General features: G+C 39.9%; 16 protein-coding genes and 3 tRNA genes. 15 read left to right on the forward strand and 4 right to left on the reverse strand.

What is annotated here, in order from left to right:
* A partial coding sequence (locus HMPREF9074_RS07755) for a 4Fe-4S dicluster domain-containing protein (RefSeq protein WP_034540194.1) occupies window positions 1-668 on the forward strand: 668 nt, incomplete at its 5' end.
* Window positions 665-1459 carry a DUF481 domain-containing protein gene (locus HMPREF9074_RS07760; RefSeq protein WP_009391216.1) on the forward strand — a complete coding sequence of 265 codons (795 nt, stop codon included), beginning with the start codon at window positions 665-667 and terminating at the stop codon, window positions 1457-1459. The genes HMPREF9074_RS07755 and HMPREF9074_RS07760, both read left to right, overlap by 4 nt.
* An 84-nt stretch (window positions 1460-1543) precedes the next feature.
* Here HMPREF9074_RS07760 and HMPREF9074_RS07765 read toward each other — a convergent pair whose 3' ends face one another.
* Window positions 1544-2476, reverse strand: coding sequence for a malate dehydrogenase (locus tag HMPREF9074_RS07765; RefSeq protein WP_009391215.1), 933 nt, complete (start codon window positions 2474-2476; stop codon window positions 1544-1546).
* A gap of 186 nt (window positions 2477-2662) precedes the next feature.
* Here HMPREF9074_RS07765 and bioD point away from each other — a divergent pair, with 186 nt between their 5' ends.
* The 11 genes from bioD to HMPREF9074_RS07820 all read left to right on the forward strand — a co-directional run bounded on the left by bioD (window position 2663) and on the right by HMPREF9074_RS07820 (window position 15308).
* Window positions 2663-3277: a dethiobiotin synthase gene (gene bioD / locus HMPREF9074_RS07770; RefSeq protein ID WP_009391214.1), complete on the forward strand. Its 615-nt coding sequence runs from the start codon at window positions 2663-2665 to the stop codon at window positions 3275-3277.
* Window positions 3278-3554: 277 nt separating this feature from the next.
* Window positions 3555-5342 carry an arginine--tRNA ligase gene (argS, locus tag HMPREF9074_RS07775; RefSeq protein WP_009391212.1) on the forward strand — a complete coding sequence of 596 codons (1788 nt, stop codon included), beginning with the start codon at window positions 3555-3557 and terminating at the stop codon, window positions 5340-5342.
* Window positions 5343-5467: 125 nt separating this feature from the next.
* Window positions 5468-5540 (forward strand) — tRNA-Gly (locus HMPREF9074_RS07780).
* Between the two features lie 30 nt (window positions 5541-5570).
* A tRNA-Leu gene (locus HMPREF9074_RS07785) sits at window positions 5571-5656 on the forward strand.
* A gap of 231 nt (window positions 5657-5887) precedes the next feature.
* Window positions 5888-5960, forward strand: a tRNA-Gly gene (locus tag HMPREF9074_RS07790).
* Window positions 5961-6131: 171 nt separating this feature from the next.
* Window positions 6132-6680, forward strand: a complete 549-nt coding sequence (locus HMPREF9074_RS07795; protein ID WP_009391208.1) for a GNAT family N-acetyltransferase — start codon at window positions 6132-6134, stop codon at window positions 6678-6680.
* 28 nt (window positions 6681-6708) lie between these two features.
* The gene (carB, locus tag HMPREF9074_RS07800; protein WP_009391207.1) at window positions 6709-9561 is read left to right on the forward strand and encodes a carbamoyl-phosphate synthase large subunit; all 2853 of its coding nucleotides are present in this window, start codon (window positions 6709-6711) and stop codon (window positions 9559-9561) included.
* Window positions 9562-9642: 81 nt separating this feature from the next.
* Window positions 9643-11232 carry a DUF4435 domain-containing protein gene (locus HMPREF9074_RS07805; RefSeq protein ID WP_009391206.1) on the forward strand — a complete coding sequence of 530 codons (1590 nt, stop codon included), beginning with the start codon at window positions 9643-9645 and terminating at the stop codon, window positions 11230-11232.
* Between the two features lie 61 nt (window positions 11233-11293).
* Window positions 11294-11785, forward strand: coding sequence for a hypothetical protein (locus HMPREF9074_RS07810; RefSeq protein ID WP_009391204.1), 492 nt, complete (start codon window positions 11294-11296; stop codon window positions 11783-11785).
* Window positions 11786-12042: 257 nt separating this feature from the next.
* Window positions 12043-12747 (forward strand): slipin family protein, encoded by a 705-nt coding sequence (locus HMPREF9074_RS07815; RefSeq protein WP_009391203.1) that lies wholly within the window; start codon window positions 12043-12045, stop codon window positions 12745-12747.
* A gap of 71 nt (window positions 12748-12818) precedes the next feature.
* Window positions 12819-15308: a type IX secretion system periplasmic lipoprotein PorW/SprE gene (locus HMPREF9074_RS07820; RefSeq protein WP_009391202.1), complete on the forward strand. Its 2490-nt coding sequence runs from the start codon at window positions 12819-12821 to the stop codon at window positions 15306-15308.
* Window positions 15309-15357: 49 nt separating this feature from the next.
* Here the strand turns inward: HMPREF9074_RS07820 and HMPREF9074_RS07825 are convergent, their stop codons facing one another.
* Both HMPREF9074_RS07825 and HMPREF9074_RS07830 read right to left on the reverse strand, forming a co-directional pair.
* Window positions 15358-16578, reverse strand: coding sequence for an aminotransferase class V-fold PLP-dependent enzyme (locus tag HMPREF9074_RS07825; protein ID WP_009391201.1), 1221 nt, complete (start codon window positions 16576-16578; stop codon window positions 15358-15360).
* 125 nt (window positions 16579-16703) lie between these two features.
* The gene (locus HMPREF9074_RS07830) at window positions 16704-17060 is read right to left on the reverse strand and encodes a DUF6567 family protein (RefSeq protein ID WP_009391197.1); all 357 of its coding nucleotides are present in this window, start codon (window positions 17058-17060) and stop codon (window positions 16704-16706) included.
* Between the two features lie 322 nt (window positions 17061-17382).
* On the opposite strand from HMPREF9074_RS07830, the gene smpB reads away from it, so the two are divergent.
* Window positions 17383-17838, forward strand: a complete 456-nt coding sequence (gene smpB, locus HMPREF9074_RS07835) for an SsrA-binding protein SmpB (protein ID WP_009391195.1) — start codon at window positions 17383-17385, stop codon at window positions 17836-17838.
* A 55-nt stretch (window positions 17839-17893) separates the two neighbouring features.
* Complete coding sequence (locus tag HMPREF9074_RS07840) at window positions 17894-18376, forward strand: hypothetical protein (RefSeq protein ID WP_009391192.1); 483 nt, start codon at window positions 17894-17896, stop codon at window positions 18374-18376.
* A gap of 63 nt (window positions 18377-18439) precedes the next feature.
* Here the strand turns inward: HMPREF9074_RS07840 and HMPREF9074_RS07845 are convergent.
* A partial coding sequence (locus HMPREF9074_RS07845; protein ID WP_034540197.1) for a diaminopimelate decarboxylase family protein occupies window positions 18440-19406 on the reverse strand: 967 nt, incomplete at its 5' end.

Below are 19406 nucleotides of genomic sequence, written 5' to 3' on the forward strand. Positions count from 1 at the left end.
GGTGGTTGCATATCATCGGGGTTTTGTGCTTCTTAAACTACTTATACTACTCTAAACATCTGCACATATTATTAGCATTTCCTAATACCTACTACGCCTCTATTCAACCTTTAGGAGCACTAAAAGTAAATCCTACGGTGACACGTGAGGTAAAACTAATGTTAGACCCTACTGCTGACCCTTTTGCTGCTCAAGACACTTCCCCTCCTGAAAAATTTGGGGCTTCAGATGTAGCCGACCTTACGTGGGTACAGCTAATGAGTGCTTACACTTGCACTGAATGCGGACGTTGCACCGATGAGTGTCCGGCAAACCTTACTGGCAAGAAGCTCTCACCACGTGCCATTATGATGAAAACCCGCGATCGCTTAGAAGAAGTTGGTAAGAACATCGATAAGCACGGCAAGTTTGAAGATGATGGCAAACAGCTATTAGGCGATTACATCACGGCGGAAGAGTTATGGGCTTGTACCACTTGCAACGCTTGTGCCGAAGCCTGCCCTGTGAGCATTAGTCCGGTGAGTATTATTATGGAGCTGCGCCAATACTCAGTAATGGAGCAATCAGCGGCTCCTACCGAGCTAAATGCTATGATGACCAATATAGAGAATAACGGAGCACCGTGGGCTTATAGCCAAGCCGACCGTGCCCAAATAGTAAATATATGACCTTCTTACGCTACTGCTTACTGTTTAGCCTACTGTGTCCCCTCCTAACCTTGCGCGCACAGATTATATTTACCGAGAGTCTCGCTACGGTAATTGATACCACCCGCTCTTGGCAAGGCTCTGTTGCGCCTGAACTCAACTTCAAAACTGAAAAAGAGAACTTCTTCAGTTTTAAAAACAATGCCAATGTTAGTTGGCTACTTCAGAAGAAAAAAGCTATTACCCTTATCAATCAGTTAGAGATTACTGCTTTTGGCAATACTGTAAACGTCAGCAATGGTTTTCTACATATGGAATATCGCTATTTAGTAAAACCACGCTTAGAGGTTTATCCGTTTGCCGAATTGGTATGGTCGCCTACACGGGGGTTGCTGTTGCGGGTAGCCTCGGGTATGCAGTCGAGGTATAGACTTATACAATCAGAGCATTTTATCCTAACTAGCGGTCTCGGTTTTTTTTACGAATACGAAAAATGGAATATGGACGGTGTTCCTAAGTATACAGGCGAGAATATCACTCTGCACCAGCGTACCCTCAAAACCCGCTTAGCTATAGGCTTCAAAATACTCTTCAGCGAGAAGTGGCAGCTTACCACCAGCGGTTATATGCATTCGCGCTTAGATAGCAATATCGCAAATCCACGTTTTGCCTACGATTTACAACTAAAGCATCATATCACTAAAAATTTTGGTATATGGCTTTCTTACCAGCTCATTCAGCATACCAAACCTATTGTGCCCATAAAGAAGATGTACTTGGTTACTACTGGGGGCGTATTTATTTCGTGGTAGTGCTAATGATTTATGATACAGATAAAAAAATAGGCTGTCCTTGTTATTAGGACAGCCTATTTTTCTATTATGATTACAAAAATCTTACAACACACCAGCTAACGCTTTGTTTACTTCGCGTACAGCGGCAGTACTTTCAGCAAATTTCGCTTTTTCAGCATCGTTGAGTTTTACTTCTACAATTTTCTCAACACCATCTCTACCTACAATTACAGGCACACCTACGCATACGTCTTTTTCGCCGTATTCGCCTTCGAGCAATACTGAGCAAGGGAAAAGTTTCTTTTGGTCACAAGCAATAGCTTGTACTAAAGCTGAAACAGCTGCTCCTGGTGCATACCAAGCTGAAGTACCCAATAATTTAGTAAGGGTAGCTCCTCCTACTTTAGTATCTTCGGCTACTTGGTTGAGGCGGTCAGCTGAAAGGAATTCGGTAACAGGCACTCCGCGGTAGCTTGCCAAACGAGTAAGTGGTAGCATACCACTATCGCTATGTGCAGCGATTACCATACCATCTACGTCTGAAATAGGACTATTTAGCGCTTCAGCCAAACGGTATTTGAAGCGAGCACTGTCGAGCGCGCCTCCCATACCAATGATGTGGTTTTTAGGCAAGTTGGTAGCTTTGTGTACCAAATAAGCCATAGTGTCCATAGGGTTGCTCACTACAATTACAATCACGTTTGGTGAGTATTTCACCAACTGTTCTACTACTGATTTAACGATGTTAGCATTGGTACCGATAAGCTCTTCGCGTGTCATACCAGGCTTGCGAGGAATACCAGAGGTAATCACTGCTACATCACTACCAGCAGTTTTAGCATAATCATTAGTTACCCCTACGATACGAGTATCAAACCCGTTGAGAGAGGCAGTTTGCATCAAATCCATAGCTTTACCTTCAGCAAAACCTTCTTTGATGTCAATTAATACTACTTCAGAAGCAAAGTCCTTAATAGCGATGTACTCTGCACAGCTGGCACCTACTGCACCAGCTCCTACTACTGTAACTTTCATATATACTGTTATTTAGGTCGGGAAATGCTCTTCCCGAAGGTTATTTTCGAGCTACAAATGTAGGAACTTTTACCAAATCTTGCAAATTATATTTAAAATATTTTTAACATTTTTTTGTACTGGCGATGGTTATTTAATTTTTTACTAGTAATTTTGCTTTCTGAAAAATCAAAAAAAACAATCAAAATGAAGAAAAAAGACACTTATTTTGTAGTAGGTATTTCTACCGAAGTAGGAAAAACCATCGTTTCGGCTATCCTTACCGAAGCTCTTGAAGCTGACTATTGGAAGCCCATACAGTCAGGCGATTTGGAGAATTCTGACACCGACAAAGTACGCCGACTTATCTCTAACACACGCACTGTTTTCCACCCCAATAGTTACGCTCTTCATACTCCTGCCAGTCCGCACCTTTCAGCTGAATTAGATGGCATACGCATAGAATTATCTAAGATAGTGCGCCCTGAGACTGATAACCACTTGGTTATAGAGGCTGCTGGCGGACTTTTCGTGCCACTAAACGAAGACGACACGATGCTCGACCTACTCCGCCCTACCGATAAAATCGTACTGGTATCGCGCCATTACTTAGGCAGTATCAACCATACGTTACTCACTTACGAAGCCCTAAAGCACAGAGGTTTAGATGTGTATGGCATTGTATTCAGCGGCACACCTAACCCTTCAACTGAGTCGTTTATTTTGCATAAAACCCAACTACCAGTGCTACTGCATATAGATGAAGAACCTTATTTTGACAAAAATGTCATCGCAGAATACGCGGGGAAATTTGGCAATTAGCTAATTTGCCGATTTGTCAATTTGTCAATTTGTCAATTTGTCAATTACCTTTTGCTTATTGTTCGCTTATTGTTCGCTCATCGTTCGTTTATCGTTCGTTCATCGTTCGGTGTAAGTATATATAAAAAGTATGGGAGGACTGGGAGGGCTGGGAGGATTGGGAAGGCTGGGAAGAATGAGCAGACTTTTGTGTGTTTGACCTGATTGGCAAAATCAACAAATTGACAAATTGGCAAATTATTATTACCTTTGCACTTTTAAAATAAAGACAATACCGATGCTTACTTTACAAGACACTTTAAAACAGCATATCACTCAGGTCGTACAGCAGTTGTACAGCGTTGATTTAGAAACCGTTGAACTACAGCAAACTCGCAAAGATTTCACCGGTGATATTACCCTTGTGATATTCCCCTTATTGCGCCACATCAAAGGAAACCCTGTGCAAATTGGCGAACAAATAGGTGACTATCTGAAAAAACACGCTGGCAATTTAGTTAGCGATTTCAACGTTATTAAAGGTTTTTTGAACCTTGTGATAGCCGATAGTTATTACATCGATTTCTTAGACCAAATCAGAGAAAATAAGCACTTTGGTTTGGCTGCCCCTAACAGCAAAGAGGCGATTTTGGTAGAATATTCATCGCCTAACACTAACAAACCGCTGCACTTAGGGCATATACGCAACAACCTTTTGGGGTATTCGGTAGCTGAAATACTAAAAGCTGCTGGACATAAGGTGTATAAAACCCAAATCATCAACGATAGAGGGATACACATCTGCAAATCAATGATTGCGTGGCAACGTTTTGGCAACGGCGAAACCCCTGAAAGTATTGGTTTAAAAGGCGATAAGCTAGTAGGCAACTACTACGTGGCTTTTGACAAGGCTTATAAGGAGGAAATTCAGCAACTGATAGCCGAAGGAAAAAGCAAAGAGGAAGCCGAAAAGCAAGCCCCTATATTTGTAGCCGCTCAGGAGATGTTGCGCCAATGGGAAGCCGGCGACCCTGAAGTGATATCGCTTTGGAAAAAGATGAACGGCTGGGTGTACGATGGTTTTGCGGTGACTTATAAGAATTTAGGGGTAGATTTCGACTCGTATTACTACGAAAGCAACACCTATTTATTAGGGAAGGACATTGTAGAGAGAGGATTAGCACAGGGTGTTTTCTTCAAAAAAGAAGACGGCTCGGTATGGTGCGACCTTACCGCTGATGGATTAGACGAGAAGTTGGTACTGCGTGCTGACGGCACTTCGGTATACATCACCCAAGATATGGGGACTGCTACGCAGCGCGTGAAAGACTACCCCGATGTAAAGGGAATGGTATATACGGTGGGTAATGAGCAGGATTATCACTTCAAAGTGCTTTTCTTGATACTCAAGAAGTTAGGATACGATTGGGCTTCGCACTTATACCACCTCAGCTATGGTATGGTAGACCTACCAAGCGGCAAGATGAAGAGTCGCGAAGGTACTGTAGTAGATGCTGACGACCTTATAGCCGAAATGGAGCAAACCGCTAAGGAGATTTCGCAAGAACTCGGCAAGCTCGACGGTTATACCGAAGCGCAAAAAGAAGCCTTATACCACACTATCGGCTTAGGGGCACTGAAGTATTATATACTAAAGGTAGACCCCAAGAAGCGCATCCTCTTCGACCCTAAAGAGTCTATCGACTTCCAAGGGAATACAGGTCCTTTTGTACAATACACTTACGCGCGTATACAGTCGATTTTGCGGAAATACGCCGAAATGGGAGTCGCAGACAGCACAGCTATGCCTGATACTCTGCACGAAAAAGAGAAAGCACTGCTAAAAAGTATTACCCTTTTCCCTGCTATTGTGCAAGAAGCAGCCGAAGAATACAGTCCTGCTGTGATAGCTAATTACGTATACGACTTGGTAAAAGACTTCAATTCTTTCTACCAAAACGTATCCATCTTAGGGGAAAAAGAGCCTGTGAAGTTGCACTTCAGAGTAGTTTTATGCGAGAAAATAGGCGAAATTATAGCCGCTTCGTTTAAAATGTTAGGAATACAAGTGCCTGAAAGAATGTAAGTTAGCTTTTTGAAGCAAAAAAAGTTGTAAAAAAAGTAAGAAAAAATTTGCAGGTATTGAAATTTGTTGTACCTTTGCACCGCAAATGAGAAACAAATCAGCTGCAAACTTACTGAAAAACACAAGCGAAAATAGCTCAGTTGGTAGAGCGCAACCTTGCCAAGGTTGAGGTCGCGGGTTCGAACCCCGTTTTTCGCTCTTTTTTTGTTACTTACATATAACGATGATGCTCGGATGGTGGAATCGGTAGACACGCTGGACTTAAAATCCAGTGGGCAGCAATGCCTGTGCGGGTTCAAGTCCCGCTCCGAGTACGACTTAAAACAATCATTACTTTCTAACGAGAGTAATGATTTTTTGCTTTTACGTAACCTTTAAAAATATTTTGACTATGGACTTATCTTTCAAAATTGGTAATACAATAAAGGCTGAGTCTGAGCTTGAAAGTGCAGGTAAACTAAAAATGTAAGTTCCAGTAGTAAGTGCAATTTTTCAGGTATAAATTTGCAGGTATTAAATTTTGTTGTACCTTTGCAGCATAATAAGCGAAAATAGCTCAGTTGGTAGAGCGCAACCTTCCCAAGGTTGAGGTCGCGGGTTCGAGACCCGTTTTTCGCTCTTTTTTAATGTGCAATTATTAATTGTTAAATGAACACCTTTAAGAATATGAGTCAGTTAGCACTCTTTAGTGCTTTGATAGGCAGTACTCGAAAGAGATACGCAGGGCAACAATATTCTTTATTATTATAGTAGCTATATTTTTCTTTTGAAAGATGTAGCTATTTTTTTATGCAAAATAATAAAATGAGAGATAATACCCCCTTAACCTCCTCACGGCTTACACTTCGCCAGTGGCAACTTTCTGATAGCGCTAATTTATATGAATTAGCAAAAAATCCTAATGTAGCTCTTATAACTGGATGGAACCCTCACCAAAACGAAGAAGAAAGCCGATATGTTATTGAACATATTCTTTGCAAGCCTCATACATTTGCTATTTGTTTGACTGACAATACAATTATAGGTAGCATAGGGCTGCACTTTCAGGGAAATAGCAACTGCCCTTTGAAAGAAAATGAAGCTGAACTAGGCTATTGGTTAGGCGAGCCATTTTGGGGAAAGGGATATGCTACTGAAGCCTCTAAAGTTATTATTAAATACGGCTTTGAACAGTTGGGGTTACAGCGATTGATGGCAATTGTTTATGAGGAAAACAAGGCATCTAAACACGTACTCGAAAAGTGCGATTTTGCCTTTCAACATTCTTTAGAGAAGCAAATATCACCTTTAACTGGGCTCATACACACTCATTTATTTTATGTTTTAGAGAAGAATTAAATAAAAAACACAGCAATATCTATATAAAATGCCTAAAAGAAACGACCTACATTGTGTTCTGCTCATAGGATCAGGACCTATTATCATCGGACAAGCCTGCGAGTTTGACTACTCAGGCTCGCAATCGTTGCGCTCATTGCGCGAAGATGGTATCAAAACCATACTTATTAACTCTAACCCTGCTACCATTATGACCGACCCGTCTATGGCGGATGTGGTCTATCTGAAACCTCTCACCACTAAATCATTAGTGGAAATTCTAAAAGCTCACCCCGAAATAGATGCTGTTCTCCCTACAATGGGCGGACAAACAGCGCTTAACCTCTGTATTGAGGCTGATGAGAAAGGTATCTGGAAAGACTTTGGAGTAGAAATCATCGGGGTAGATATTGATGCCATACAAATCACTGAAGACCGCGAAAAATTCCGCGTGTTGCTTGATGAAATCGGTATCCCTATGGCACCGTCTGAAACGGCTACTTCTTTCCTTAAAGGAAAAGAAATCGCGCAACGCTTTGGTTTTCCACTCGTAATACGTCCGTCTTTTACTTTGGGCGGTACAGGAGCTTCTATCGTCTATAAAAAAGAGGATTTTGATATGCTCCTCAATCGCGGTTTGGAAGCCTCGCCTATCCACGAGGTGCTTATCGATAAGGCACTTTTAGGCTGGAAGGAGTACGAACTTGAGCTTTTGCGCGACAAAAACGACAATGTGGCCATTATCTGTACCATTGAAAATATGGACCCTATGGGTATCCACACTGGGGATTCTATTACCGTAGCCCCTGCGATGACTCTATCTGACCGCACTTTCCAACGTATGCGCAATATGGCGATCAAGATGATGCGCAGTATAGGCGATTTTGCAGGTGGTTGCAACGTGCAGTTTGCGGTATCGCCTGATGAAAAGGAAGATATTATCGCTATTGAAATTAACCCTCGTGTATCGCGCTCTTCGGCTTTGGCTTCTAAGGCTACAGGTTATCCTATTGCTAAGATTGCTACCAAATTGGCTATTGGCTATCATTTAGACGAGTTGCAAAACCAAATCACTAAATCCACTTCCGCTTTCTTTGAGCCTACGTTAGATTATGTGATTGTGAAAATACCACGTTGGAACTTTGACAAGTTCGAAGGCTCTGACCGCACTATTGGCTTGCAAATGAAGTCGGTAGGTGAGGTAATGGGTATAGGGCGTTCTTTCCAAGAGGCATTACAAAAAGCTACCCAATCGCTTGAAATCAAACGCAATGGTTTGGGTGCTGACGGCAAAGGCTATAAGAACTACGAACAGATTATTGAGAAACTAACCTACCCGAGCTGGGATAGGGTATTCGTGATATACGATGCGGTACAGATGGGTATTCCGCTTAGCCGCATACACGAAATCACTAAGATAGATATGTGGTTCCTCAAACAATATGAAGAACTATGTGCGCTCGAAAAAGAAATATCACGTTACAAAATAGACACCTTACCTAAAGAACTCCTCTTTGAAGCCAAACAAAAAGGGTTTGCCGACCGACAAATTGCCTATATGCTTGGTTGCTGGGAGAGTGAGGTACATAAGAAGCGTGAGGAGCTAAACATACGTCGCGTATTCAAATTGGTAGACACTTGTGCTGCTGAGTTTAAGGCGCAAACTCCTTACTATTATTCTACTTTCGAGGCTCCTATCCGCACCGCTGACGGCAAGGAATACGTGGCTAACGACAGCGTAGTAACTGACCGCAAAAAGGTGGTAGTACTCGGTTCAGGTCCTAACCGTATAGGACAGGGGATTGAATTCGACTACTGCTGTGTGCACGGGGTATTAGCTGCCGAAGAGTGTGGTTATGAAACCATAATGATCAACTGTAACCCTGAGACCGTTTCTACCGACTTTGACACGGCTAACAAACTCTATTTTGAGCCTGTGTTCTGGGAGTACATCTATGATATTATTCAGCACGAAAAGCCAGAGGGGGTCATTGTACAGCTCGGCGGACAAACAGCACTTAAATTGGCTGAAAAGTTAGATAAATATGGGATTAAAATTATAGGCACTAGCTTCCAGTCGCTTGACTTGGCAGAAGATAGAGGTAGTTTTTCAACGCTACTGAAAGAGAATAATATTCCTTATCCGCGTTTTGGTGTAGCTGAAACCGCTGATGAGGCGCTCAAACTCGCCGATGAACTTGACTTCCCGCTACTCGTGCGCCCTTCGTATGTATTGGGAGGGCAAGGAATGAAGATTGTCATCAACAAAGAAGAGTTGGAAGCCCACGTGGTAGACCTCTTGCGCAAGATACCTAATAACAAACTGCTACTCGACCATTATCTCGATGGTGCTATAGAAGCGGAAGCTGATGCAATATGCGACGGGGAGAATGTGTATATCATTGGTATTATGGAGCATATAGAGCCTTGCGGTATTCACTCAGGCGACAGTAACGCTACCTTGCCACCGTTCAACTTGGGTGAGTTCGTATTGCAACAAATAAAAGACCATACGCATAAAATAGCCTTGGCACTCAATACGGTAGGGCTTATCAATGTGCAGTTTGCCGTAAAAGACGATGTAGTGTATATCATTGAGGCAAACCCACGTGCTTCGCGTACTGTGCCATTTATCTCTAAAGCTTACCAAGAGCCGTACGTAAACTACGCTACCAAAGTAATGCTGGGCGAGAAGAAACTCACTGATTTCCATTTCAATCCGCACTTAGAGGGCTTTGCTATTAAGCAACCTGTGTTCTCATTCAACAAATTCCCAAATGTAGATAAGAAGCTAGGGCCTGAAATGAAATCTACCGGCGAAAGCATTTTGTTTATAGATAGCCTTAAAGATGATGCTTTCTACGATATTTATACAAGGAGGAAGATGTATCTTTCAAAATAAAGAACTAAAAGGGCAAGCATAGGCTTGCTCTTTTGGTTTTTAGTTGTATATTTGCAGAGTAAAAAATAATTAATTACTTTTATGAATATAACTTTATCATTCAAAAAAGGATCACAATCTGATATTTTATTAGATTTAAAAACTCTTGTTATTGTAGGGGCTAATGGTTCTGGAAAGACAAGATTCGGTTCAAAAATAGAAGAAAGCTACAAAGGTATTACCCATAGAATATCTGCTCAAAAATCTCTAATAATGCCTGATTTTGTAAGTCCAAAATCAAGAGAAGTGGCTAAGAATGAATTTTTATATGGTTATAATTATGATGATATAGAATATCTAAAGGAATATGGAAAGAAAAGAAATAGATGGGGAGATAAACCTAATACTCATCTATTAAATGATTATGAAAAGTTACTTGTTTTGCTTCACACAGAAGAATATGAACAGTCTTTACATTACAAAGAATATGGAGGAGATAAACCTTTTACTAAGTTAGATAAAATACAAGAAATATGGGAAAAAGTATTACCTCATAGAAAGCTAAAAAAAGAGGCTGGCGTTATAAAAACTTATCCTTCGGACAATTCAGATAGTATTTATAATTCTTCAGAAATGAGTGATGGAGAGCGAGTTATTTTTTATCTAATAGGAGAAGTATTGTGTGTGCCTGAAAACTCTATAATTATACTAGATGAACCAGAAATGCACTTACATAAATCTCTTGTTAATAAATTGTTTAACCTAATAGAGAATGCTAGAGAGGATTGTTGTTTTATATATCTTACTCACGATATTGACTTTGCAATAACAAGGCAAAATGCAAAGAAAATTTGGATGAAATCTTATGAAGGTAATGATACTTGGGATTATGAAATTTTAGAAAATAATGAGGCTATTCCAGAGTCATTATACTTAGAAGTTTTAGGCAGTAGAAAACCTATTTTATTTATAGAAGGAGAAAATAAAAGTTTTGATTATAAACTCTATCAATACATTTTCCCTGACTATACTATTAAGTCATTGGGAAGTTGTACTAAGGTTATTGAAATAGTAAAATCCTTTAATGAACAAAGTTCTTTTCATAATATAAAAGCGTATGGATTAATTGATAGAGATAGGAGAAATGAAGAGGAAATAGAAAAATTAAATTCTAAAGATATTTGGGTTTTAGATGTAGCAGAAGTTGAAAATCTTTTTCTCGAGGAGAATGTCATAAAAGAGATTGCAAATTATATGGGTAAAAATAGTGATAATGTTCTTAGAGAAGTAGGAGAAAATATATATTCATTTTTTGAAAAGGAAATAGAGAACCAAATAAGACTAAAGTTTAAGGAAGTAATACAAAAAAGATTCTATGAATTAACACAAAAAATCACTAATGATGAAGATATTATTAAACAATTAGATAGTAATTATAACACAATAGATAAAGAAAAAATATATGATGAGATTAAAGATGAATTTAGTAATTATGTTTCTTCAAAAGATTACAAATCTATTTTAAGAGTGTTTAATAATAAAGGTTTGATAGCTAATTCTAACTTATGCAAGCTAACAGGTTTAGATAGGAAAGAAGCATATATAGATCTTGTTTTATCTCTTTTAAAAAAGGATGATGGGATTAGTAATACAATAAGAAAAGCTATTATAAGCCAAATACAAAGGAAATAGATACAAAAAATTATTTTCTAAAACTTTTTTATGTATTAGAAAATATAAAATCATCAAGCCTATGCTCCGTTTATTCTTCCTCCTTTTCCCTTGTCTTGCACTGGCACAATATCCTAAAGCAATGGATTTTAGCAAACTCTATCAGGGGAAATTAGACAGTGTCGCAGTTGTACTTCGTACAGGCTGGACAAAAGAAACTTCGTGGCCTGAAGCTCCTGAAGAAGAACGTATTACTGAGATAAGAAAACACCTTCCGCTATCAGAGGGAAACCATTTGCTAAGGATATTAAGGAATAAAAGAGGGTATAAAGAAGAATATCCTTTGCTAAATGATGTAGTGAGTAGTTTCCTATTCTATGCAAACGGAAACGAAGTGCTTACTATACATTTTTCAACGGAGACCAAGCAACTAACAATGTATAAGGGTGATGAACTTATTTTTGCAGGAATGAGCAAAGGAAAACTTACTAAAAAGCTCATTCGCTATCTGTATCCTAAACTTTCTGCTAAAGAACTGTATATGAATTTCTTTATCCTATGGGAGGAAATTTAGAAACAATAAACCGCCACTTATTATATAAGCCGTCTTCCCCTCACAAAATAAGGTATTGCGGAACAACGAAAGGGGAATGACTCCATTTAATTCATTATTATTGGGAAGAAAGACAAGACAGAGTTTCTGCTCACTCTAAACAAAGTTTGCAAAACCGAGGATACCGCCTTTCGCTATTTTTGAAAGGCTTAATCGAGTTCTCCCTCTGTTTAGAGGTCTTCTCTTTCTTATTTTATTAACTTGTTAATCGTATTTATATGTTTTACAAAGAATTAGAGGTAGCTCCTAACTCAGTAGGACTCCTATTCAAAAAGAATGTTTTTCAGCAAGAACTCAGTGCGGGTATTTATAAATTTAGTCCGTGGGAGAAAGTGCATATCATATCACTATCGCAAAAATTAAGAAGTATAAGGGTGGTAAATCAGGAGGTATTGACTGCCGATAATATTGCATTGCGTTTTTCTTTTTACTTAGCTTACAAACTCGATAACGCTAAGTTATTTGTAGATAACTTTGGGGTAGAAGCCGATAATTTTGCTGTAGCTGAACAGCAAATAGTAGCCGCTGCACAGGTGCTACTACGTCAGAAAATCGCCACTTTCACTAGCGAAAAACTAAACGAATGCCGAGAAGACATTACTGACTTTAAAGAGGAAGATTTTTGTAACGAAGTAGCTACTTTGGGGCTTAAAATAATAAAAGCACAGCTGATAGATATTACTTTCCCTAAAAGTGTACAAGACCTCTTCTCAAGAGTATTAGAAAGCAAAATACGTGCTACTTCTGAACTTGAAAATGCGCGTACTGCAGTAGCTACTGCCAGAGCCCTTAAGAACGCTTCAGAACTAATGAAAGGCGATGAGAATATTAAGTTTTTCCAATATTTAGAGACTATCACCAAGATAGCTGATAAGGGCAAACATACCTTTGTAATAGGCGAAGTACCTACTGCTAAAATATAAAAAGTTAATGTTAGGATTTCGTATTTTCAAAAAAAAGTAGTACTTTCGCCCATTCTTTTATAGCTAACAATATGAAAAAAGCCTTACAATACTGTTCGTTTGTTCTTTTTGCTACGCTACTCATCATCGCTTGTACGCCTAATGCCAATACTTATTACAACCGCCAGCTACAGCCAATTGTTACTAAATACAATGTGTTGTACAATGGCGAAGAAGCCTACGCTAAAGGACTAAACGAGTTGCGAAATAAGTATCAGGACAATTTTAGCGAGATACTACCGGTAGAGCCTATCGGTATGAGCGGCAAAGTGCAAGTAGGAGGAATGGAAAATCCTAACTTCGAGCGTGCTGAAGAAAAAGCTATCAAAACTATTCAGCGCCACTCTATGGTCTTCAATGGGATACAACGCAACTACAAAATTGATGATGCCTATATGTTATTAGGGCAAGCACGCTATTATAACGAACGCTTCTTCCCTGCTTTAGAGGCTTTTAACCACTTACTTACTAACTACGGATTTAGCGAGCGCATACCAGAGGCTGCGGTATGGGCTCAGAAAACTAATTTGCGATTGGGAAGAGACAAAGTGGCTATTGATAAGTTAACAGAACTACTCAATGAAACTCCTAAAATGCGCCGTAACGACAAGGCTGAGGCTTATGCTACCTTAGGGCAAGCATATATCAACCAAGAGCAATATCCTGCTGCTGCAGATGCGCTCTACCTCGCTGGTAAATACACACGCAACAAAGCATTGCGCGGGCGGTATTACTTCATAGCTGCCCAATTATATGAAAAACAACACCAAAAAGATTCAGCTGCAGTAGCCTTTGAAAAGGTAGTAAAACAGAACTGGAAAATACCGCGCAAGCTATGGATAGAAGCGCAAGCTGGAAAGGCGCGTAATAAGACCTTTACTCCTGAAGAAAAAGCAGCGTTTTTAGCTTATTTGCGAAAACTTGAGAACCGCTACGAGCACAAAGACTTCCTTGATGTGCTGTATTACACTCACGCAGACTTGGTAAAAGACCCTAATAAACGATTAGCAACTGACTACTACCGCCAGTCCCTATTGCACAACAAAGACAACAATCCGTTGAAAGCTAAAGCTCACACTCGGCTTTCGGAATTGTACTTCGACCAAAAAGATTATATTGGGGCTTACCAACACTTAGACAGCACCCTTACTTACATTCCTGAAAACACCTTTGAGCATCTATATGTGCGCCGCAAAAAGGACAATTTGGCTAAAATTGCTGAATTAGAATTTGTAGTAAAGAAGAACGACAGCGTGCTAAAGGTAATAAAACTACCCGAAGCAGAGCGCCGTGTTTTCTATCAAAAACACATCGACTCGCTACAACAGCTTGCCGCCCTTAGAAGTCAGAAGACTAAGAATGTCAAAAATGCTAATTTAGGTTTAGGCTTTACAATGCCTACAGCCGACGAACAAAAGGGTGGTAAATTCTACTTCTATAACCCTCTGACTGTAGCATATGGGAAACAGCAATTCGAGCAGTATTGGGGCGACCGCAAGTTAGAAGATAACTGGCGATGGTCAGCTATAAACAATAGCACGATACCTAACCTCAGCGCTACAACCACTACTCAACAGGTAGCAGAAAAAGAGATAGATACTCCTGATAATTACCTCAGCAAACTGCCTAAAACTGAAGCTGAAATCAGTAAGCTAACGGCAGACCGCAATGAAGCGCTATATCAATTAGGGGTATTATACCGTGCCAAGTTTAGTGAAAATGAATTGGCTATACAGCGTTTAGAGCGATTGCTTTCTCTACAACCTACTGCCGACTTAGAGGTAGCTGCCCTATACGAACTACAGAAAAACTACACCGATGTACATAACCCTAAAGCGGAAAGTATTAAGGAGAAACTTCTGACAAACTACAGTGGCACCGACTATGCTAAACTATTGCAAGGAGGTGAAACTACTAAGCAAGAACAAAACAAATTGGCTCAGCAGTTTTTAGACTCGCTTACAGCTGAATACAATCGGAATGAAATAGTAGCCGTAGCCGAGCGCTTACAAAATGAAGCTATCAACTATCGCGAAACAGCCCTTGCACCTAAAATAGCCTTGCTACAAGCCAAAACCACTGCTCGTTTAGAGGGAATCGCTGCTTATCAGCAACAGTTGCAACAGCTCGTAACTAACTATCCAGCGACTGCTGAAAGCGAAGAGGCTAAAAACTTATTAGAGGAACTGAAAGACATAGAGAAAGAAACTTTTGTAACTGATGATAAGGCAACCAGCTGGAAGGTCATTATCACAGGCACCACTTCTGAAACACGTGCTCAACTGAAAGACACTCTTACCGAGAAACTACAAGCTATCTCTGCATCGCTTAGTCTTTCTGCCGACCTGTACAACGCACAAGAAACGTGGTGGGTAATTCACCACTTGCGCGATGCTTATACCGCTCATAGCCTTATTGAGGAACTGAAAGATTTCTTAGCAGCTCATAAGCTCTCAGCAAAGGCAGTACCTACCGAAAACTACCGTTTAATACAAATACGAAAAGAGAAACTACCTGATTAGTATCACTATACAAAAAAGGGGAACAACGCTGTGTTGTTCCCTTTTCTTTTTAGCTCAGCATTTGCTGGGCTTTTTTAATTCCTTCTATAAAAGTATCTATCTCTTCAAACGTGTTATACACCGCAAAGCTGGCGCGTACGGTACCCGGTATCTGGTAGTAATCCATTATGGGTTGAGCGCAATGATGCCCCGTGCGTACGGCTATGCCCAACTTGTCTAAAATAGTACCCACATCATAAGGGTGCACCCCTTTCAGATTAAATGAAATAACCGCTGTACGCTTGCTCAAATCTTCATTGCCATAGAGCACTATCCCCTCAATCGTTTTTAGTTTTTCGATAGCATACACTAACAACTCGTGTTCGTAGGCAGCTATTTCTGTTATACCCAACGAATGCATATAATCAATAGCTGCCCCAAAAGCAATTCCACCGCAAATATTAGGCGTACCAGCTTCAAACTTATAAGGCAAATCAGCATAGGTACTCTTCTCAAAACACACTTCTTTTATCATTTCACCTCCCCCCTGATAAGGCGGCAGTTGCAACAATAATTCTTCTTTGCCATAGAGAGCCCCTACCCCCGTAGGCCCGTACATCTTATGCGCTGATACGGCATAAAAATCTACATCTAAGGCTTGCACATCGGGCTGTAAGTGAGGGGCTGCCTGAGCGCCATCTACTAAGACCACTGCCCCTACCCTATGTGCCTTCTCGATAATAGCCTCTATAGGGTGGATGTTGCCCAAAGCGTTCGATACGTGTTGCACACTCACTATTTTAGTACGCTCACTAAGCAGTTGTTCGTATGCCTGTAGGTCTAATACCCCTCGTTCGTCCATAGGTATTACCTTTAGCGATGCCCCACTGCGCTGACAAGCTAATTGCCAAGGTACTATATTGCTATGGTGCTCAGAAGCCGACACTATTACCTCATCGCCGGCTTTCATCAGTGCTCCATAGCCGCTGGCTACCAAGTTGATACTGTGAGTAGTACCAGCTGTAAAAAGAATTTCAGACGACTTGCGAGCATTGAAATGTTTTTGTACTTTGATACGAGCCTGCTCATATAGGTCGGTCGCCTCCTGACTAAGGGTATGCACCCCCCTATGAATATTAGCATTCTCATAAGAATAATACGCTATTATCGACTCAATAACCTGCATAGGTGTTTGAGAAGTAGCCCCATTGTCAAAATAAATAAGAGGTTTATGATTGATAATGCGCCGCAATATCGGAAAGTCAGCGCGTATTTCGTTGATAGATTTCATTTTTTACTTAGTATTTATTGGCAAAGGTAGAAAAATAATAGCAATTAACAAAACAAACAAAAAAACAACTTTGCCAAAGTTTTACCTTTTAGCAAAGTTGTTTATAGTTGTTTTATAGTTTGTAACTATTCTGTAAACTCTATTACATCAGCAGAAACAACCACTTTATAGTTAGCCCCCAACAAAAAGCTAAAATAGTGTATTTCTACCGTCTCATTAATGACTGCTTTTGATGAGCCTACTAAATTAGCATTTTGTAACATCTTAGCACGAGCCTCTCCTACAAGTCCTGCTTTAGTACCACCGAAACCTAACACATACAAATTAGAAGCTTCACCTTTCACGTGTTCAACTACATTAAAGTTTTTCTTAGAAAGTACCACTTGGGTAGTGTGGTTGTTTAGGTTATGAGTAAGTTCATTAGTAGAACCACAGCTCGCTAACAATAGTGCCAATGCACCAAATAAAAACAGCTTTTTCATTGCTTATAAAAATTAAATTAGTTACTTATAAATATATGTCTTTATGTTATGGTTTTTCTGTTTCTTCTAAATAGGATTTAAATGTTTTTTAAAACTTGCGGCAAATATACCACTTATTTCTTAATTGCAAAAAAATATTTTTCTCCCGCTCTTTCCTTTTACTTTAGATATACATACACTATAGGATCAGCGAAGGATCAGCGAAGGATTAGCGAAGGATTAGCGAAGTTTCAGCAAAGTACAAACGGTTAATAACCATAAAAAAACAGAAAAAATAATCAAAAAAAGTTCGTATTTCAAAGAAAAGTACTATCTTTGTACTATGATTCAGAAGACAATACAAATATTAAACAAAAGGGCTAAGTTTGAATACGAAATTCTCGACAAATATCAGGCGGGTATAGTGCTGGTAGGTACTGAAATTAAATCGATTAGGCTTGGGAAAGCATCTATAGCCGAGAGTTTCTGCGAGTTTAACGAGCGAGGGGAATTGTTTGTTATCAATATGACGATTGAGGCATACGATTTTGGCACCTATTACAACCATCGCCCTAAAAGCGAACGCAAACTGCTGTTGCAAAAGAAAGAATTGCGCAAACTGAACAAAGAGGTAAAAAACAGCGGACTTACCATTGTGCCTTTGCGACTTTTTATCAATGATAAAGGGCTCGCTAAGGTAGATATTGCTTTAGTTCGCGGTAAAAAGCTATACGACAAGCGCGAAACTATCAAAGACCGCGACAATAAACGGAACTTAGATCGACTAAAAAGATTTTAAATAGTAAGCAACCTAACCACTAACGACTAATCACTAACGACTAACGACTAAAAAAATGTATATTGATTTTAAAGAACTTCCAGAAGATGCCCGTGTGTGGGTATACCAATGCAATCGCAGTTTTACTGAAGAAGAACAACAGCAACTGCACGCTCAATTAGAAGAGTATCTAAACCAATGGACTGTACACGGAAAAGACTTATTGGCTTCGTTCGAGTTGCGCTATAATCGCTTTATCATTATTGGGGCAAACTATGGGGCGCACGCTATTTCGGGCTGCTCTTTAGATGCTTTGGTGCGCTTTATACAAGAGCTTGAAGAGCAGTATCAGGTTATGCTGCTCGACCGTATGAATGTGAGCTATCGACAAGGAGAACATATCGCTTATAAGAACTTAATCGACTTTAAGAAGATGGTCAAGGATAAAGCGGTATCGGCAGAGACAATAGTATTTAACAACCTTGTCAATACTAAATTAGAATACGAAGAAAATTGGGAAGTGCCTTTGGCTGAAAGCTGGCACAATCGTTTTCTTTAAGAAATAAAAAAATTAGCAAATTACGCCATTGGTAATTTGCTAATTTTCAAATTTACTAATTTTTTAGATTTCTATTTCAATTTGTCCTCTTACTAAATCGTCAAAGGTTTCAGCTCTGCGGATAAGATGAGCTTCTCCCTTATACCAAAGCACTTCGGCAGGGCGTAGGCGCGAATTATAATTGCTCGACATAGTGTAGCAATAAGCCCCTGCATTATGGAAGCAGAGTATATCGCCCTCTGTAATTTCGGCTATCTGTCGGTTAGAAGCAAAAGTATCGGTCTCACACACATAGCCCACTACCGAATAAAAACGCTTGCGCCCTTCGGGATTAGAGATATTCTCTATAAAGTGAGTAGCCCCGTAAAACATAGGTCGTATAAGGTGATTGAAGCCCGAATCGACTCCTGCAAAAACTGTTGAGGTAGTCTGCTTTACTACATTTACTTTCACTAAAAAATAACCTGCTTGGCTTACCAAGAATTTACCAGGTTCAAAAGCCAAAGTTAGGTCGCGCCCATACTCTTGGCAGAAAGCTAAAAAGCGTGCGCTCAAGCGTTCGCCTAATTCTTCTATATTCGTCTGTATATCTCCCTCTTTATAAGGCACTTTGAAACCACTACCAAAGTCAATAAACTGCAAATTTTTGAAGTTTTTAGCCATCTCGAACAATATTTCGGCAGCGTATAAAAAGACATCAATATCAAGGATATCACTACCAGTGTGAATGTGTATGCCGTTGATATGCATTTTCGTGTTTTCAACAATACGCAGAATATGAGGTATTTGGTGGATACTAATACCAAACTTGCTGTCTATATGTCCCACTGAAATATTGCTATTGCCGCCTGCCATCACGTGTGGATTAATACGGATACACACAGGCACTTCGGGGTGCTTACTACCAAACTGCTCTAAGACCGAAAGGTTGTCGATATTGAGTTGTACCCCTAAGCGCATAGCCTCTTCTATCTCGTCTATAGAAACCCCATTAGGAGTAAAAATAATCTGTTGTGGGGCAAAGCCTGCG

The sequence above is a fragment of the Capnocytophaga sp. oral taxon 329 str. F0087 genome, assembly GCF_000213295.2.
Classification (GTDB): Bacteria; Bacteroidota; Bacteroidia; order Flavobacteriales; family Flavobacteriaceae; genus Capnocytophaga; species Capnocytophaga leadbetteri_A.

What these genes read in the sequence shown, in the direction of transcription:
- HMPREF9074_RS07825 (WP_009391201.1), bottom strand. Translation starts at nt 16,578, where the DNA reads ATGAAATCTATCAACGAAATACGCGCTGACTTTCCGATATTGCGGCGC.
- HMPREF9074_RS07840 (WP_009391192.1), top strand. Translation starts at nt 17,894, where the DNA reads ATGTATATTGATTTTAAAGAACTTCCAGAAGATGCCCGTGTGTGGGTA.
- HMPREF9074_RS07830 (WP_009391197.1), bottom strand. Translation starts at nt 17,060, where the DNA reads ATGAAAAAGCTGTTTTTATTTGGTGCATTGGCACTATTGTTAGCGAGC.
- HMPREF9074_RS07765 (WP_009391215.1), bottom strand. Translation starts at nt 2,476, where the DNA reads ATGAAAGTTACAGTAGTAGGAGCTGGTGCAGTAGGTGCCAGCTGTGCA.
- carB (WP_009391207.1), top strand. Translation starts at nt 6,709, where the DNA reads ATGCCTAAAAGAAACGACCTACATTGTGTTCTGCTCATAGGATCAGGA.
- HMPREF9074_RS07815 (WP_009391203.1), top strand. Translation starts at nt 12,043, where the DNA reads ATGTTTTACAAAGAATTAGAGGTAGCTCCTAACTCAGTAGGACTCCTA.
- HMPREF9074_RS07820 (WP_009391202.1), top strand. Translation starts at nt 12,819, where the DNA reads ATGAAAAAAGCCTTACAATACTGTTCGTTTGTTCTTTTTGCTACGCTA.
- HMPREF9074_RS07795 (WP_009391208.1), top strand. Translation starts at nt 6,132, where the DNA reads ATGCAAAATAATAAAATGAGAGATAATACCCCCTTAACCTCCTCACGG.
- smpB (WP_009391195.1), top strand. Translation starts at nt 17,383, where the DNA reads ATGATTCAGAAGACAATACAAATATTAAACAAAAGGGCTAAGTTTGAA.
- argS (WP_009391212.1), top strand. Translation starts at nt 3,555, where the DNA reads ATGCTTACTTTACAAGACACTTTAAAACAGCATATCACTCAGGTCGTA.
- HMPREF9074_RS07760 (WP_009391216.1), top strand. Translation starts at nt 665, where the DNA reads ATGACCTTCTTACGCTACTGCTTACTGTTTAGCCTACTGTGTCCCCTC.
- bioD (WP_009391214.1), top strand. Translation starts at nt 2,663, where the DNA reads ATGAAGAAAAAAGACACTTATTTTGTAGTAGGTATTTCTACCGAAGTA.
- HMPREF9074_RS07810 (WP_009391204.1), top strand. Translation starts at nt 11,294, where the DNA reads ATGCTCCGTTTATTCTTCCTCCTTTTCCCTTGTCTTGCACTGGCACAA.
- HMPREF9074_RS07805 (WP_009391206.1), top strand. Translation starts at nt 9,643, where the DNA reads ATGAATATAACTTTATCATTCAAAAAAGGATCACAATCTGATATTTTA.